This window comes from Luteimonas sp. RC10 (assembly GCF_014192745.1).
In the GTDB taxonomy this organism is placed as follows: Bacteria; Pseudomonadota; Gammaproteobacteria; order Xanthomonadales; family Xanthomonadaceae; genus Luteimonas.
Window position 1 is genome coordinate 453,546 of the sequence record NZ_JACHYJ010000001.1, and the last position, 15,844, is coordinate 469,389.

Consider the following 15,844-nt stretch of genomic DNA (forward strand, 5'->3'; position numbering starts at 1 on the left):
CAACCGCCGTTGTGCGGACGCGCCGCGCCGCGCCACGCACCCCCAACACCTGCGCCCATGCCACACCGTCGCCACGGGTCCGGATCCCAATGTCGCTAGGTACCCCGCGGTTTGGCCCGATGCGTTGCTGGGGCGTTCCACGGATCCTCCGGCCACGGATGCTTCGGATACCGCCCCTTCATCTCCTTGCGCACCTCCGGATATGTGCGCGCCCAGAACCCCTGCAGGTCGCGGGTGACCTGCAGCGGCCGGCCGGCCGGCGACAGCAGGTGGATCGTCAGCGCGACGCGGCCATCGGCGATCGCCGGCGTGTCGGCCAGTCCGAACAGTTCCTGCAGCTTGACCGCGAGCACGGGCGCGCGTGGCGTGCCGTCGGCCTCGAGGCCGTAGTCGATGGCGCGCGCCTGGCCGGACGGCACCGTGATCCGCACCGGCGTCAGACGGTCGAGCTGCTGGCGCTGCGTCCAGTCGAGTCGGCCCTGCAACGCCTGCGCGAACGTGTCGGCGTCCAGCGCGTCGAGGCGCGTACAGCCGGCGAACGCCGGCGCCAGCCAATCCTCGCGGGTGGCCAGCAGCGCGGCATCGGACAGGTCGGGCAGGCCCAGTTCGGGCATCCACGCCCGCAGGCCTTCGACCCGCGCCTGCCATTGGCGCAGCCCGTCGCGCCACGGCAGCACGTCGAGCCCGAGTTCGCCGACCGCGTCGCTGAGCGCGCGCGCAGCCTGCGCCGGATCGACCCGGCCATTGGGACGGGCGTCGAGCACGATGCCGTCGAAGCGCTGCACGCGCATGCCCACCAGCGCGCGCTTGCCGGCATCCCAATGGGTCTCGTCGGCGACGACGAAGCGCGCAGGCCAGGCCCGGCGCAGCTGCGCCTCGTCGACCGGCGCGCCGCGCAGCAGCAGCGCGTCGCGCGCCTCGAAGCGCAAGTCACTGGCAACGATCCACGGTTCGCCGAGCAAGGCACTGTCGTCGAACAACCGGGCCATGCGTCCGTTGCTCAGGCCATAGCGTCGGGCATCGCGGGCATGGCGATGCCCGATCCGGTCCGGGAAGGCGTGCGCGAGCAGGTCGCCGAGTGCATGCGCCGGCACGCTCGATGGCGGCGCGACCTCGACCCGCAGGCGTCGCCGCCATTGCCGGGCCGCCGCATCGATCGTCGCCAGCGCCGAGCGCGCGGCATCGGCCGGCACGCGCCCGGCGCGGAACGCGGCCAGCGCCTGCCAACGCACGGCCAGCGCATCCGAACGCGTCGCGCCGCGCATCGGATCGCGCGCCTCGATCAGCGCGCACAGGTCGCAGGCCAGCGCACGTGCGGCGGGCGTGTCGGCAGCCAACAGCATCGCCGCCAACCGCGGATGGGTACCGAGGGCGAGCATGCGTCGGCCGAGCGGCGTGATCGCGTCCCCGGCATCGAGCGCGTCGAGCCGGCGCAGCAGATCGCGGGCGGCCGCCAGTGCACCGACCGGCGGCGCATCGGGAAAGGCGAGCGCGTTGTCGCCCCAGGCCGCCAACTCGAGTGCGAGCGCCGCCAGCTCGACCTGCGCGATTTCGGGACGACGCTGCGGTTCGAGCCGCTGCGATTCTGGCCACAGGCGCAGCGCCACGCCCGGCGCGACGCGACCGGCACGGCCGGCACGCTGGTCGGCCGAGGCCTGACTGATCGTCACCGCATCCAGCCGCGAGAACCCACTGTTGGGATCGAAGCGCGGTTCGCGCGCCAGTCCGCTGTCGATCACGATGCGCACGCCCGGCAGCGTGACGCTGCTCTCGGCAACGTTGGTCGCCAGCACCACCCGACGCCGGCCGTCGGCGGCCGGCTGCAGCACATGCGCCTGCGCCTCGACCGGCAGCTCGCCGTGCAGCGCGAGCACCTCGGGCGTGCCGCCGGCAGTGCCCGGATCGAGTCGTTCGGCATCGGCTGTCAGCTGCGCCTGCACGCGCGCAATCTCGCGCTGGCCGGGCAGGAACACCAGCGCATCGCCCGGATGCGCGGCGAGCGCGTCGGCGAGCACGCGACGCACCTGCTGCGCCAGCGCTTCGCCCTGACGCGGCGGCGCGTGGGCGACCTCGACCGGGAAGCTGCGCCCCGCGCTCGACAGCCGCGGCGCATCCAACCACTGCGCGATGCGCGCGCCGTCGAGCGTGGCCGACATCACCACGATGCGCAGGTCGTCGCGCAGGCTCGCTTGCACCTCGCGCGCCAGCGCCAGCCCCAGGTCGCCGGCCAGATGCCGCTCGTGGAATTCGTCGAACAGCAGCGCACCGACGCTGCCTGGCCCATCGCCGCCGAGCTCGGGATCGTCCTGCAGCATCCGGGTCAGGATGCCTTCGGTCACGACCTCGATGCGCGTGCGCGCCGACACCCGGTGCTCGAAGCGGATGCGGTAACCGACCGTACCGCCGACCTCCTCGCCGAGCTGGCGGGCCATGAAGGTCGCGGCCGAACGCGCCGCGACCCGGCGCGGCTCGAGCATCACGATGCGACGGCCAGCGAGCCACGGCGCGTCCAGCAGCGCCAGCGGCACCTGGGTGGTCTTGCCGGCACCGGGCGGCGCCTCGAGCACCAGGCGCGGATGCGCGGCCAGGCTGGCGAGGAGCTCGGGCAGCAACGGGGCAATCGGAAAATCGGGAGCAGCGGCGGTGGTCACGGCGCACAGGCTAGCGGGCCGGTCGGCCGCGCGATAGGCGTGGCGCGCGCCGGCGACCGCTTAGGGTTGTCCCGGGTGGCAACCGTCATCTGTGGCGCTTAAGGTCGGCACGTCTCCGAGCCCGGAATCGCCATGTCCCCTTGCCGTCCCCGTCCCGTCCGCGCTGCGGCGTGGCTGCTCGCCCTGCTCGCAGCCCCGGCTGCGCATGCCGAGGTGTTCGTCAACGAGCTGCACTACGACAACGCCGGTGCCGATGTCGGCGAGGCCGTGGAGATCGTCGCCACCGCCGGCGAGAACCTCGCCAGTTACCGACTGTGGCTCTACAACGGCAGCAACACGCCGAACGCGGCGACGACCTACGGCAATGTGGCGGTCCCCGCCGGCCAGCCGCGCAGTTGCGGGGCGGCGGTGTCGATCGCGACGGTGACCTTCCCACGCGACGGCTTGCAAAACGGCCCCAACGACGGCATCGCGCTCGTCGACGCGGCCGGCAACGTCGTGCAGTTCATCAGCTACGAAGGCACGATCGTCGCCGGCAACGGCCCGGCCGCCGGGCTGTCCAGCCACAACCTGCCGGTGTCCGAGAGTGCGTCGGCGCCGGTCGGCACCTCGCTGCAGCTCACCGGCAGCGGCGCGACCGCCGCCGACTTCGACTGGGCGTCGTCGGCGTCGCAGACCTTCGGGGCCTGCAACACCGGCCAGACCTTCGCCGGTAACGGCGGTGGCTCGGGCACGCCGCCGGCGGTGGTCGCGACCCGCCCTGTGGCCGGTGCCGGCGATTTCCCGGCCGCCGGCGATCTGTCGGTGGAGTTCAGCGAAGCGGTCACGCTGTCGCCGGGCGCGTTCGCGCTGCAATGCGCGACGTCGGGCACGATCGCGCTCGACCACCCGACCAGCGGCACGCACTTCGCGTTGTCGACCGGCACCGCGCTGCATGGCGGCGAGGCGTGCACGCTCAGTATCAGCGCCGCGGCCATCCACGACGCCGATGGACTGCAGCCGGCCAGCGATGCCAGCGTCGCGTTCACCGTCGCCAGCGGCAGCACCGGCGGCGGCGACTACTACGGCCGCGTCAACACCAGCAGCGCCGCGCAACTGCGCTGCTCGCTGCACGCCACGATCCGCGGCCACACCTCGTATCCCTACAGCGGCAGCGGCACCAGCACCTGGACGATCCTGGAGATCGCCGACGAAGATCCCAACGATCCGGGCCGGATCCTCGACGTCTATCGCAACCGCAGTTACACCAAGGTGTCGGGCCGCGCGGGCACCGGCAGCGGCCTGACCTACAACCGCGAGCACACTTGGCCCAAGTCGCTGGGATTCCCGAGCGCGACCGGCGACAAGGGCCTGCCCAATGCGCCGCACACCGACGCGCACATGCTCTATCTCACCGACACCGACCACAACGCCGCGCGTGGCAACAAGCCGTTCGCCGACTGCAGTACGCAGGCCAGCTGCAGCGAGCGTGCGACCGAAGCCAACCACGGCGTCGGCGGCGGCACCGGCACGTTCCCCGGCAATTCGAACTGGACCGACAACGCCGGCTTCCAGGTCTGGCGCCATCGCAAGGGCGACATGGCGCGCGCGGTGCTGTACATGGCGATCCGCTACGAGGGCGGCACGCATCCCTCGACTGGCCAGTCCGAGCCCGACCTGGAACTGACCGACGACCGCAGCCGCATCGTCGGCACCTCGGCCTCGCCGGCCTATATGGGCCTGCTGTCGACACTGCTGGCCTGGCACCAGGCCGACCCGCCGGATGCCGCCGAACGCGCGCGCAACGAGGTCGTCTACAGCTTCCAGGGCAACCGCAATCCGTTCGTCGACCATCCCGAGTGGGCGACCCGCGCCTTGTTCGAGAGCAGTCGGCCGGCCAGCTGCCAGTTGGCGAACTGAAAGCCCTCCGCGTCCGCCCGGCACGCGCGTCGTGCCGGGCGACGCGCGTGCCGGCCTACAATGCGCGGCCCGTTCCACAAGGTGCTCGCGCGTGCCCCCGCCCCTGATCGACATCGGCGCCAATCTCACCCACGACAGCTTCGACCGCGACCGCGACGCCGTGCTGACCCGCGCGCGCGATGCCGGCGTGACCCGGATGATCGTCACCGGCGCCAGCCGCGAGCACTCGCCCAAGGCGCTCGAACTCGCGCGCCAGCACCCCGGCCTGCTGTACGCGACCGCCGGCGTGCATCCGCACCATGCGGCCGAGTACACCGAGGAATGCGACGCCGAACTGCGCGCGCTGCATGCGCATGCCGAGGTCGTGGCGGTGGGCGAATGCGGGCTCGATTACTTCCGCGATTTCTCGCCGCGCCCGGCGCAACGCCGCGCCTTCGAGCGCCAGCTGCAGATCGCGGCCGATCTGGCCGCCGCCGGCACGCCCAAGCCGCTGTTCCTGCACCAGCGCGACGCGCACGACGACTTCGTCGCGATCATGCAGGATTTCGAGGGCCGGATCGGACCGGTGGTCGTGCACTGCTTCACCGCCGGCCGGCGCGAACTGTTCGACTGCCTCGACCGCGACTGGCACATCGGCATCACCGGCTGGCTGTGCGACGAACGCCGCGGCCGCCACCTGCGCGAGTTGGTGCCCAACATCCCGGCGCACCGGCTGATGGTCGAAACCGACGCGCCGTATCTGTTGCCGCGCACGCTCGATCCCATGCCCAAGGACCGCCGCAACGAGCCGGCGTTCCTGCCGCATATCGTCGCCGAACTCGCGCGCGACCGAAGCGAAACGCCCGAGGCGACTGCGCAGGCGACCACAGCCACTGCGGCGGCATTCTTCGGCCTGGACTGATGATCCGGGCCCGATAAACGCGCTCCTTTCAGCCCCCGCAAACACCGGCCAGCAGTGGCGCCATCGGGCCACCGACCCAGCGCGTGACTCCCCGGCCCGTGGACCGGGCCTGCATCGCGATGCCCGTGATCCGGGTACGCCGCCGGCAGCCGCGCAAGCGGCGCGAAGCATCGCCGACGGCGGGCATGCGATGCTCGCCGCTCCGCCATCAGGACAGATCGCATGATCGACATGATCATTCCCCAGCGCCGCCACGACCTGGGGGGCGGCTTCTCGGTCGGTCGCGTGCTGCCGTTCGCCAAGCGCCGCATGATCGGGCCTTTCGTGTTCTTCGACCATATGGGCCCGGTCGACCTGCCCGCCGGCATCGATCGCAGCGTCGATGTCCGACCCCATCCGCACATCGGCTTGTCGACCGTGAGCTATCTGTTCTCGGGCCAGATCATGCATCGCGACAGCCTCGGCTACGCCCAGGCGGTCAAGCCGCACGAGGTCAACTGGATGACCGCCGGCAGCGGCATCACCCACAGCGAGCGATTCGATCATGCGCGGCAGCACGGCGACCGCGTGCACGGCATCCAAGCCTGGGTGGCGTTGCCCGATGGGCAGGAGGAGATCGCGCCCGCGTTCTCGCATCACGCCGGGCATGACCTGCCGCAGTGGGACGAGGCGGGCGTGACCGGTCATCTCATCGCCGGCAGCGCCTACGGGCTGCACGCAGGCGCCAAGACGCTGTCGCCGCTGTTCTACGCCCATCTCGACCTGGCCCCCGGCGCGGTCGCGGAGATTCCAGGCGGTTACCGGGAACGCGGCCTCTACGTCGCCACCGGCGCAGTCGAACTGGACGGCACACGCTACGGCGCCGGGACGATGCTGGTGCTGGGCGCGGCGGCATCGCGCGTACGCGCCGCCGAGCAGGCCACGGTGATGGTGCTGGGCGGGGAGCCGGTCGGCGAGCGCTTCATCTACTGGAACTTCGTCTCGTCCTCGCGCGAGCGTCTGGCGCAAGCGGCGGCGGACTGGACGGCCGGCCGGATGAAACTGCCCGACGCCGACGATGCGGAGTTCATCCCGCTTCCCGACAACACGCCGTTTCCAGCGCCACCGGCGATGTCGTAACGCGGGCGGCGCACGACCGCGACCGCGCCAGCGACTACCGCGGTCCGCCTCCGCGCCGCGGCCACGCGGCGAGCAAGGCCCAGACGCCGCCGATGCCCGCAACCCAGGTCGCGACCGGCACGCCGACGACACGCGGGCCACCGGCCTCGAGCGCGTAGAGCACCGCCGCGACGATCAACAGGCCCACGCCGAGAATCGCCGCGACCACCCGGCGTTGCATGCCCTGCATCGTCGTGGTCAGCATCGCCAGGTCGTCGGAGCGCATGCGCAGTTCGTGTCGGCCTTCGACCTGCTGCTTGAGCCAGGCGTGCAGCAGCTGCGGCATTTCCGGCGCGCGGGTGACCAGTTCGGGCAGGCGATCGCGGAACTCGCGCAGCAGCCGCGGCGGGCTGTAGCGCTCGACGAGGATGCGCTCGAGCACCGGACGGGCGACCGCCCAGATATCGAGCTTCGGGTCGAGCAGCCGGCCGATGCCCTCGATGCTCAGCAGGGTCTTCTGCAGCAGGATCAGCTGCGGCTGCAGGGTCAGTTCATAGCGCTGCGCGGTGCGGAACAGCTTGCCCAGCACCTCGCCCAGCGAGATCTCCGACAACGGGCGGGTGAAGTACGGCTCGCACACCGCACGCACCGCCGCCTCGAGCTCGTCGATGCGCAGATGCGCCGGCATCCAGCCTGCCTGCACGTGCAGTTCGGCGATGCGGCGGTAGTCACGACGGAAGATCGCCATGAAGTTCTCGGCAAGGTAGTACTGATCCTCGCGCGAGAGCTGGCCCATGATGCCGAAGTCGAGCGCGATGAAGCGCGGATTGGTCGTGCGCTCGGGATCGACCCAGATGTTGCCCGCGTGCGCGTCGGCGTGGAAGAAGTTGTCGCGGAAGACCTGGGTGTAGAACACCCGCACGCCCTTGGCCGCCAGCGCGGAGCGATCGATGCCGGCCGCGTCGAGCGCGGCGATGTCGTCGCTGGGAATGCCGTAGACGCGCTCGAGCGTGAGCACGCGTTGGGCGGTGCGCTCCCAGACCGGCGCCGGCACGTAGAGATCGCTCGACTGCGCCCAGAAGCGACGCAGCACCGAGGCGTTGGCACCTTCGCGCTGCAGGTCGAGTTCGGCGGCGAGGGTGTTCTCGATCTCGGCCACGACCTCGCGCGGGCGGATCTTGTCGGCATTGGGATGCGTGCGCGCGACCAGCGCGGCGAGATTGCGCAGCAGCGCGACGTCGGCGGCGATCTGTTTTTCGATGCCCGGGCGCAGCACCTTGACCACGACCTCGCGCGGCGGGCCGTCGTCGGTGCCGGGCAGCATCGCCGCATGCACCTGGGCGATCGACGCCGAGGCCAGCGGCACCGGGTCGAAGGCGACGAAGGCCTGCGCGATCGGCATCGCCAGCTCGCGCTCGACGATCGCCTGCGCCAACGCGCCATCGAACGGCGCCACCCGGTCCTGCAACAGCGCCAGGTCGTCGACGATGTCCGGCGGCACGATGTCGCGACGGGTCGAGAGGATCTGCCCGAACTTCACGAAGATCGGACCGAGTTCCTGCAACGCCAGCCGCAGCCGGGCGCCACGCGACTGTGCCGCGATCGCGGCCGAGGCCCGTGGCACGAACGGCCGTGCGAGCCGCAGCCAGCGTTCGGCCGGCGTGCCGTCGAGCAGGTCGTCGAGCCGGTAACGCAGCAGCACCCGGCCGATGCGCGAAGCGCGCAGCAGGCCCTTCATGCGGCGGTCCCGCGACCGAGCCGGGCCACTCGCACCGCGAGCCGCTCGACGTCGTCGCGCAGGCCGTCGACATCGTCGTAGAAGGCCTCGAGTTCGGCGCGCGGCACCACATCGCGCGTTTCCTCGGTCACGTACTCGGCCGCGCTCTGGGCCAGGTTGCGGCCGACGTCCTGCGCCTGGCGCAACGCCGCGGCGAAGGCATTGGCGACCTGCACACCGACGACCTCGCCGAGCACGGCGACGAACGGACGCTGCCAGTCGGGATCGAAGCCCGCGGCCAGGCGCTGCAGCCGGCGCGCCAGCTCGGCATCGCCCGAGACCCGGACCTGGCCGATCGGCGGCGCGTCGCCGCGACGCAGGAACGGCAGCTGACCGAGCGCGCCGGCCAACGTGGTCCGCACCGACAGATCGGCCTCGACCTCCGGATCGACCGGGCCCACGCGCAGGCGGTCGCCGTCCACGCGCAAGGTCAGCGCCAGTGGCGGCGCACTCAGCGCCAGCGCAATCTGCTGGCCGTCGAGGGCGCGCAGCGCCGCCCCGGTGTCGGCATCGAGCGCGATCGCGCGGTTGAGCGCGGTCTCCAGCGCGCGGCCGGCCATCGGCTTGAGCAGGGAGAACGGAGAGAACGGAAGGTCGGCCATGGCGCGATTGTAGCGTCGGGCCCAGGCCGCAGCGCTCGCGCCGCGCAACGCAAAAGGCCCGCCAGTGGCGGGCCTTTTGCGTCATCGCGACGATGCGGTCGGGGCGTCAGACCCCTCGGCCACGCAGCATCGAGATCACGGCCAGGATCAGGAACACCACGAACAGGATCCAGGCGATATTGGTGGCGGCACCGGCCACGCCGCTGAAGCCGAGGACACCGGCGATGATGGCGACGACGAGGAAGATGACGGCATATCTGAGCATGGTGGTCTCCTGGTGGGTTTCGGCCAGTAGCGGCTACGGGGCCACCGTATGCCCGCTCAGGTCGCGATCAGGTGATGGCGCGCCGGCGCTTGGAGCGAATCTTTCAGCCGGATGAGTCCATCGTGAAGGGAAACCGCGGGCCGGTAGCCGAAGTCCCGCGTCGCCGGCGCCATGTCGTACCAGTGGCTGGTGCTCAGTTGCTCGGCCAGGAAGCGGGTCATCGGCGGCTCGCCGGACAGGCGCAGCAGCGGCCACAGCGTTTCGCACACCGCACCGGCCGCATAGGCTGCGCGGAACGGAATGGTCTTGTGCACGGGCGGCGCACCGGCCGCTTCGAGCAGCGCGTTGATGATCCAGCGCACCGTGGTCGGCTCGCCATTGCTGACGAAGTACGCGCGGCCAGCGCAGGCCGCGCCGGGCGCCAGATGCGCGAATGCGTCGAAGTGCGCCTGCGCAGCGTTGTCGATATAGGTGGTGTCGATGCGGTTTTCGCCGTCGCCGACGAAGCGCAGCCGGCCGGCGCGGGCCCGCTCGACCAGGCGCGGCAGCAGTTGCTGGTCGCCCGGCCCCCAGATCAGCCGCGGTCGAAGCGCGACCGTGGCGAGGTCCGGACCGTTAGCCGCCAGCACGGCGCGCTCGGCGATCGCCTTGGTCGCCGCGTACGGCGCCTTGAATCCCTCGCCGTAGGGCACGGTGTCGGCCGTGCCGCCCTCGACCGGATGCGTGGCGCGATGGGTGACGCTCGGCGTGGAGGTGTAAACCAGCCGGCCGACGCCCTGCGCCCGGCAGGCGTCGAGCACGTGCTGGGTGCCGACGACGTTGGCCTGGTGGTAGCTGTCGTAGTCGCCCCACGCGCCGGCCTTGGCGGCGTTGTGGAAGATCGCCTCCATGCCGGCCGCCGCCGCGCGCACGTCGTCGCGGTCGGCAAGGTCGCCACGGATCTGGCGCACGCCCAGCGCCTCGAGTTCGGGATAGTGACCGCGGTTGAAGCTGGCGACCGTGTGGCCACGCGCGACCAGGCCGCGGCACAGGGCCTGCCCGAGGAAGCCGCCGCCGCCGGTGACCAGGATCTGCATGTCGCGCTCCACGCTTGAGAAGCGCACACGATAGCGGGCGCCTGCCGGACTGGCGACGCAGGTGCGTGCAAGCGCTTGATCGGCAAGCCCTTCAGAAACCTTCATCCCGCCACCGGGCACTTCATCCGCCGCTTTGGTGGGCTGGCCGCTCCCCGAACGGAGTGCCGACGATGTCCATCCTGCCGCGCCTGCTTCTGCTGGCCACCCTCGCCTGCCCGCTGTCCACCGCCACCGCGTCGCCTCCGGCGCTGGACGATGGCTGGCCGGTCGCCGATCCCATCCGTCTGGGCTGGGACGCCGCAAAGCTCTCGGCGCTCGATGCCGCGATCACAGCAGGCGCGGCGCCCGACACCACCAGTGTGCTGATCGTCCACCGTGGTGCGTTGATCCACGAGGCCTACTTCGACGGCGCCGAGCGCGACACGCTGCACGACACCCGTTCGCTGACCAAGAGCGTGACCGCGTTGCTGGTGGGCGCGGCGATCGATCGCGGCCTGATCGCCGATGTCCGCACGCCGGTGCTGCGCTTCTTCCCCGACCGCCGGCCAGCCCACCCCGGCGCGTTCAAGGACGCGACGACCGTCGAGGACCTGCTGACGATGAGCGCGCAATGGGAGTGCGACGACAACAACACCTTCTCCAGTGGCCACGAGGAACGCATGTACGTGAGCGCGGACTGGACGGGTTTCGCGCTCGATCTGCCCGAGCGCGGCTACGCGCCGTGGCAGACGCGACCGGCCGACAGTCCGTACGGGCGGGCGTTCGCCTACTGCACCGCCAACAGCCTGCTGCTGGGCGCGATCGTCGAGCGCGCCAGCGGCATGGCGCTGGCCGACTTCGCGCGCGCGACACTGGAGCGACCGCTGGGCATCGCGGAGGCGGCCTGGAAGCGCGCACCCGAAGGCACCGGCATGGGCGGCGGCGGCACCGGCTACCGCAGCCGGGACCTCGCCCGGCTCGGGCAGTTGCTCGCCGATGGCGGTCGCTGGCAGGACCGCCGCGTGCTGTCGGCGGCGTGGATCGACGCGATGCTGCAGCCACGCGCGCGGACACCGTTCGATGCCGACTACGGCTACCAGCTGTGGCGCTTCGATGTGGCCGCGGGCGCGCGGCGGTGGCAGGCCTGGACGATGTCGGGCAATGGCGGCAACGCGGTTTTCGTCATTCCCGAAGAACGGCTGGTCGTGGTCGTGACCCGGACCCATTACAACCGGCCGGGCATGCACACGCAGACCCGGGCCTTGCTGCAGGACTACGTGCTCAGCGCGCTGCCGTGACCGCGACCGCGTCGGCCGGCAGGTGCCCGGCGGCCTGCACGCGCGCCCGATCGCGCGCGATGCTGGCGTCGATCCGCGACAGCACCGCGGCGAAGCCCGGTTCGCCGCACAGGTCGGCGAACAGCGGCGAGACCCGCAGGTAGTCCGCATCACGATGGCCCGCCGTGACCGCGCCGTCCAACGCATCGAGCGCCGCCGCGCGATCGCCGGCCAGCGATGCCAGCAGCGCGGCATCGAGTCCGTCGAGCGGATCGCCGCCCCTGGCCAGCCCCGTGCGCAGCGCGGCGATGCGTGCGCGCAGCGCCGGTGCCGCAGGCCGCGGCTCGGCCCCGACGATCCAGGCGACCGTCGCCGGCAGGCTCGCATGCGGCTTGAGCGCACGCGCGCGCTGCGCCGCATGCCGCGCGACATCGAGATCGCCGCGCTGCAACGCCAGCTCGGCGGCCAGCAGTTGCAGGCCCGCGTGGTCGGTGCCGCGCGTCAGCGCCTCATCCAGCGCCGCCTGCGCCTGCGCGCCGCGCCCGTGGCGGTACAGGAAGCTCGGCCAGGCGAGGTTGGAGAACACGTTGTCGGGATAGAGCTGGAAGCTGCGCCGGTAGCGGCCTTCGGCCGCGTCGGCATAGCCGAGCAGGTCGAGGTCGGCGGCGATCTGCAGCGCCAGGAACCGCGCATCCTCAGGGCGGTGCACGGCCAGGTTGGCCGCCAGCGCATCGGCCAGCCGGCCCTGGCGCGCGTACAGGTAGGCGGCCGACGCCCGCGCGGCATCGGCGTCGGGGTCCAGGGCCACCGCGCGTTCGTAGCCGGCCAGTGCCGTGGCCACCTCGCCGCGGCAGTCGTGGGCATAGCCCAGTGCCGCGTGCGCGGCCGCCAGGTGCGGCTGGCGCGCGAGCACGTGTTCGGCGAGCGCCTGCGCGCGGTCGGCATCGGCGAGGTCGCCGCCATACAGGCACAGTCGCGCGGCATGCGCGCGGGCCAGGCCCAGCACGGCCTGCACGTCGGCCGGCGCTTCTTGCAGGCGCTGGCGGTACAGCGCGAGCGCACGCGCGTTGTTCTCGCGCTGGCCGATGCTGGCGTAGTAGTCGGCACGCTGCAGCAGCGGCGATAGCGCCTGCGCAGCCGGTCGCGGCCACGACCACCAGCCAATCGCAGCGATCACCGGCAACAGCGCCAGCACCGCAGCGGCAACGAGCGCCCGGCCGCGGACGTGGGACACGCGCAACGCATCGTCGTCCGGACGTGGCGGGCTGCACAGCTGATAGCCGCAGCCGCGCACCGAGCGCAGGTAACGCGCCCGGCGTCCGTCATCGCCGAGCGCCTGGCGCAGCAGGCGCACGCGCTGGGTCACGGTGTCCTCGCCGACCAGCGCGGGCGCCCAGACCTGCGCGATCAGTTCGTCGAAGCCGACCACCCGCGTACCCTGCATCAACAGGTAATGCAGCAGGCGGAAGCTGAGCCCGGCCACGTCCAGCACCTGGCCGTCATCGCGCTCCACCCGCTGCCGGGCCACGTCGATGCGCAGGTCGTCGAGACGATAGTGCGCAGGCGACGCGGCGGCGGACTCAGACACGCGCGGCGGCCCAGGCGGCCAGCGTCTCTCGGCCGATCTTGGCGTTATGGCGGATGTCGACCGGGAAGCGCGGGTGGAACAGCACCGTCGCGATGCCGGCGGTGTGCACGAAACCGGCACCGATGTGGCGCAGCTCGTCGGCGATGCGCGCGTCCTCGCTCTTGCCCACACCGGGTTGCAGCTCCACGCACAGCACCGGGGTCTGGCGGCCAGCAGGGCCGACGCCGACCAAGGCGGTGCGCGCGACATCGGGATGGACGTTGAACACCGGCTCGACCTGTTCGGTGCACAGCGTACCGCTGGCGGTGACGACACGATGGCCCTTGCGCCCGCAGAACCACAGCCGGCCCTCGCTGTCGAAATAGCCCAGGTCGCCCATGCGGTGGACGATGCGCGTGCTGCCGTCGGGCAGGGTCTCGGCGATCTTCGCCAGCCGGGTCTGCGCCTCGCGGCCGAAGTAGCTGTCGGTCGCCGTCGGTCCGGCGACGGTGATCTCGCCGATCTGCCCGCGCGGGAGCTCCAGCGCGTCCGACCACGTGGCGATCGCGGCATCGTCGACACCGATGATCCGCACCTCGTTGGGTGGGACCGGCCGGCCGACACAGGTACCGGCGCCCTGCTCGGTGCGGGTACGCAATGCCAGCAGTTCGCGGCCTTCGACGACCGCGACTGGCAGGCATTCGGTGGCGCCGTACGGTGTCCACAGCGAGGCCTCGGGCGGCAGCAGCGCGAGCATCGTTGCCACGATATCCGGCGGCACCGGCGCGCCGGCCGAGGTCACCCGGCGCACGCCCGGCAGCGGCGCGCCGTGCGTGGCGAGCACCCGCATCAGTGCCGGCGAGCCGAACAACTGGTCGACGCCAAAGCGCGCGATCGCGGCGTGCAGCTTGTGCGGGTCGGCACGCGCCGGACGGGTCGGGTCCATGTCCGGGACGATCGAGGTCAGGCCCAGCGCCGGATCGAACAGGGCGAACGGCGGGAACGTCGGCAGGTCGACGCCGCCGGGCGGGATGCCGAACGCGTCGCGCAGCATCGCGATCTGCGCGACGAAATGGCGGTGCCGGTAGACCACGCCCTTGGGCACGCCGGTCGAGCCGCTGGTGAACAGGATCGCGGCAACCTCGTCGGCGGCCGTCGCCGCGAGCTGCGGCCCGGCGCCGGTGCCGGCGCGCTCGACCTGGGCCAGGGTCGCGTCGGCCAGCACCGCGCGGCGGCCGGTGGTGATGCGGATCGTCGCCGAGCGCGCCCAGCCCAGCAGCACGCGCGCGACCTGCGCCAGCGGAATGCCGATGAACGCCTGCGCCTGCGCCTCGTCCAGGCACTGCCGCAGCGCGCGCCGGTCGATGCCCGGATCGACCAGCACCGGCACCGCACCGGCCTTGAACAGCGCGAACATCAACAGGAAGAACTCGGGGCTGGGCCGCACCATCAGCACCGTGCGAGTGCCGCGAACGATGCCGCGCGCCGCCAGGCCGGCGGCAATCGCGTCGCTGCGGGCATCGAGCGCGGCGTAGCTGAGCGCATGCGCATCGCGGTAGCGCCCATCGGGGCCGGGGCAGCGCAGCGCAATCTGGTGGGGGCGCTCGCGCGCCAGACGCGGCAACGCGGCCGCGATGTTGACCGCCTCGACGGCGGGGCTGGGGGCATCGGAATGCGTCATCGGCCACAGGATACCGGCGAGCCGGGCCCGGCCGGCAGGCGTTGCGGCTACGATGCGCCAACGCCCGTTGCCCTGGACCCTGCCGATGCGCGCGATCCGCCGCTCCTCCCTGCCGCTGCTGGTCCTGCTCGCCGCACTGGCGCTGGCGATCGGCGGCTGCGCCAGCAGCGGCAAGCAACGCAGCGCACTGGAGCGGGTGCACAACGCCTGGGCGAGCGCGATGCGCTGGAACGACATCGAGGGCGCCTGGCAGTTGGTCGACCCCGAGGTGCGTGCCGAGCAGCCGATGGGCGAGCTGGCCTTCGCCCGCTACGCCCAGCTGCAGGTCACCGGCTACCGCGCGCTCGGTGGCCAGGCCGGCCAGGACGAGGCCCTGCGCGAGGTCGAGATCCGGGTGGTCAACCGCCACTCGATGGCCGAACGCACGCTGCGTCATACCGAACGCTGGCGCTGGGACCCGGACGCCGGCACCTGGTGGAACGTCAGCGGCCTGCCCGACTTCTGGGAAGGCGAATAGCCGGCGTCGGCAGCCGCCTTGGCCCCCGATCGCGGCCCCCGGTGGTGCGCCCGGCGCGGTGTGCGACAATCGCCGCCCGCTGACGCTGCGCGAATCGTGTCGTGAACTTCGAAGAACTGCTGGCCTTCCTGGGCCGAAACCAGATGTTGTCGCTGATCCTCGCCGTGCTGACGGTGGCGATCGTCTTCAATGAGATCTCGCGGCTGTTCCGCGGCTTCAAGGCCCTGCGCCCGGCCGAGCTGACCGCGCTTGTGAACCGCGACAACGCACTGGTCGTCGACCTGCGCCCGAGCGCCGACTTCGGCAAGGGCCACATTCCCGGCGCCAAGAACGTGCAGATGAGCCAGTTCGACCCGGAGAGCAAGCAGCTCGCCGCGGCCAAGGCGCTGCCGGTCGTGCTGGTGTGCAAGACCGGCAGCACCGCCGGCGATGCCGCCAAACGGCTGAAGAAGGCCGGCTTCCAGAATGTCTACGTGCTCGACGGCGGCATCGCCGGCTGGCAGCAGGCCGATCTGCCGCTGGTCAAGGGCCGCGGCTGACGGCCGACCGTCCTT

Annotated in this window: 13 protein-coding genes; 6 read left to right on the forward strand and 7 right to left on the reverse strand. The window is 71.9% G+C overall.

From position 1 onward, the window contains the following. Positions 1–95: 95 nt before the first annotated feature. Entirely contained in the window at positions 96–2,651 is a 2,556-nt protein-coding gene (hrpB, locus tag FHW73_RS01950; protein ID WP_183425018.1) for an ATP-dependent helicase HrpB, read from the reverse strand. Between the two features lie 132 nt (positions 2,652–2,783). Between hrpB and FHW73_RS01955 the strand changes: the two genes are divergently transcribed. The 3 genes from FHW73_RS01955 to FHW73_RS01965 all read left to right on the forward strand — a co-directional run bounded on the left by FHW73_RS01955 (position 2,784) and on the right by FHW73_RS01965 (position 6,570). Further along, the gene (locus tag FHW73_RS01955) at positions 2,784–4,550 is read left to right on the forward strand and encodes an endonuclease (RefSeq protein WP_183425019.1); all 1,767 of its coding nucleotides are present in this window, start codon (positions 2,784–2,786) and stop codon (positions 4,548–4,550) included. A gap of 91 nt (positions 4,551–4,641) precedes the next feature. Then, positions 4,642–5,451 (forward strand): TatD family hydrolase, encoded by an 810-nt coding sequence (locus FHW73_RS01960; protein WP_183425020.1) that lies wholly within the window; start codon positions 4,642–4,644, stop codon positions 5,449–5,451. A 222-nt stretch (positions 5,452–5,673) separates the two neighbouring features. After that, positions 5,674–6,570: a pirin family protein gene (locus FHW73_RS01965; protein WP_183425021.1), complete on the forward strand. Its 897-nt coding sequence runs from the start codon at positions 5,674–5,676 to the stop codon at positions 6,568–6,570. Positions 6,571–6,604: 34 nt separating this feature from the next. On the opposite strand, the gene ubiB is transcribed toward FHW73_RS01965, so the two are convergent. The 4 genes from ubiB to oleD all read right to left on the reverse strand — a co-directional run bounded on the left by ubiB (position 6,605) and on the right by oleD (position 10,269). After that, positions 6,605–8,287: a ubiquinone biosynthesis regulatory protein kinase UbiB gene (ubiB, locus tag FHW73_RS01970; RefSeq protein WP_183425022.1), complete on the reverse strand. Its 1,683-nt coding sequence runs from the start codon at positions 8,285–8,287 to the stop codon at positions 6,605–6,607. Further along, entirely contained in the window at positions 8,284–8,928 is a 645-nt protein-coding gene (locus tag FHW73_RS01975; protein WP_183425023.1) for an SCP2 sterol-binding domain-containing protein, read from the reverse strand. The genes ubiB and FHW73_RS01975 overlap by 4 nt, the downstream gene beginning before the upstream one ends. Before the next feature lie 106 nt (positions 8,929–9,034). Then, positions 9,035–9,193, reverse strand: coding sequence for a DUF1328 domain-containing protein (locus tag FHW73_RS01980; protein WP_047137175.1), 159 nt, complete (start codon positions 9,191–9,193; stop codon positions 9,035–9,037). Between the two features lie 56 nt (positions 9,194–9,249). Continuing rightward, positions 9,250–10,269 carry a 2-alkyl-3-oxoalkanoate reductase gene (oleD, locus tag FHW73_RS01985; RefSeq protein ID WP_183425024.1) on the reverse strand — a complete coding sequence of 340 codons (1,020 nt, stop codon included), beginning with the start codon at positions 10,267–10,269 and terminating at the stop codon, positions 9,250–9,252. A gap of 170 nt (positions 10,270–10,439) precedes the next feature. Between oleD and FHW73_RS01990 the strand changes: the two genes are divergently transcribed. Beyond that, the gene (locus tag FHW73_RS01990; protein WP_183425025.1) at positions 10,440–11,546 is read left to right on the forward strand and encodes a serine hydrolase; all 1,107 of its coding nucleotides are present in this window, start codon (positions 10,440–10,442) and stop codon (positions 11,544–11,546) included. Here FHW73_RS01990 and FHW73_RS01995 read toward each other — a convergent pair. Next, positions 11,530–13,113 carry a winged helix-turn-helix domain-containing protein gene (locus FHW73_RS01995; protein WP_183425026.1) on the reverse strand — a complete coding sequence of 528 codons (1,584 nt, stop codon included), beginning with the start codon at positions 13,111–13,113 and terminating at the stop codon, positions 11,530–11,532. The two genes, FHW73_RS01990 and FHW73_RS01995, sit on opposite strands and share 17 nt — an antisense overlap. Continuing rightward, the gene (gene oleC, locus FHW73_RS02000) at positions 13,106–14,773 is read right to left on the reverse strand and encodes an olefin beta-lactone synthetase (RefSeq protein WP_183425027.1); all 1,668 of its coding nucleotides are present in this window, start codon (positions 14,771–14,773) and stop codon (positions 13,106–13,108) included. The genes FHW73_RS01995 and oleC overlap by 8 nt, the downstream gene beginning before the upstream one ends. An 85-nt stretch (positions 14,774–14,858) precedes the next feature. Here oleC and FHW73_RS02005 point away from each other — a divergent pair, with 85 nt between their 5' ends. Both FHW73_RS02005 and FHW73_RS02010 read left to right on the forward strand, forming a co-directional pair. Then, positions 14,859–15,290 carry a hypothetical protein gene (locus tag FHW73_RS02005; protein WP_183425028.1) on the forward strand — a complete coding sequence of 144 codons (432 nt, stop codon included), beginning with the start codon at positions 14,859–14,861 and terminating at the stop codon, positions 15,288–15,290. Positions 15,291–15,391: 101 nt separating this feature from the next. Beyond that, positions 15,392–15,829: a rhodanese-like domain-containing protein gene (locus FHW73_RS02010; protein WP_183425029.1), complete on the forward strand. Its 438-nt coding sequence runs from the start codon at positions 15,392–15,394 to the stop codon at positions 15,827–15,829. Positions 15,830–15,844: the final 15 nt, after the last annotated feature.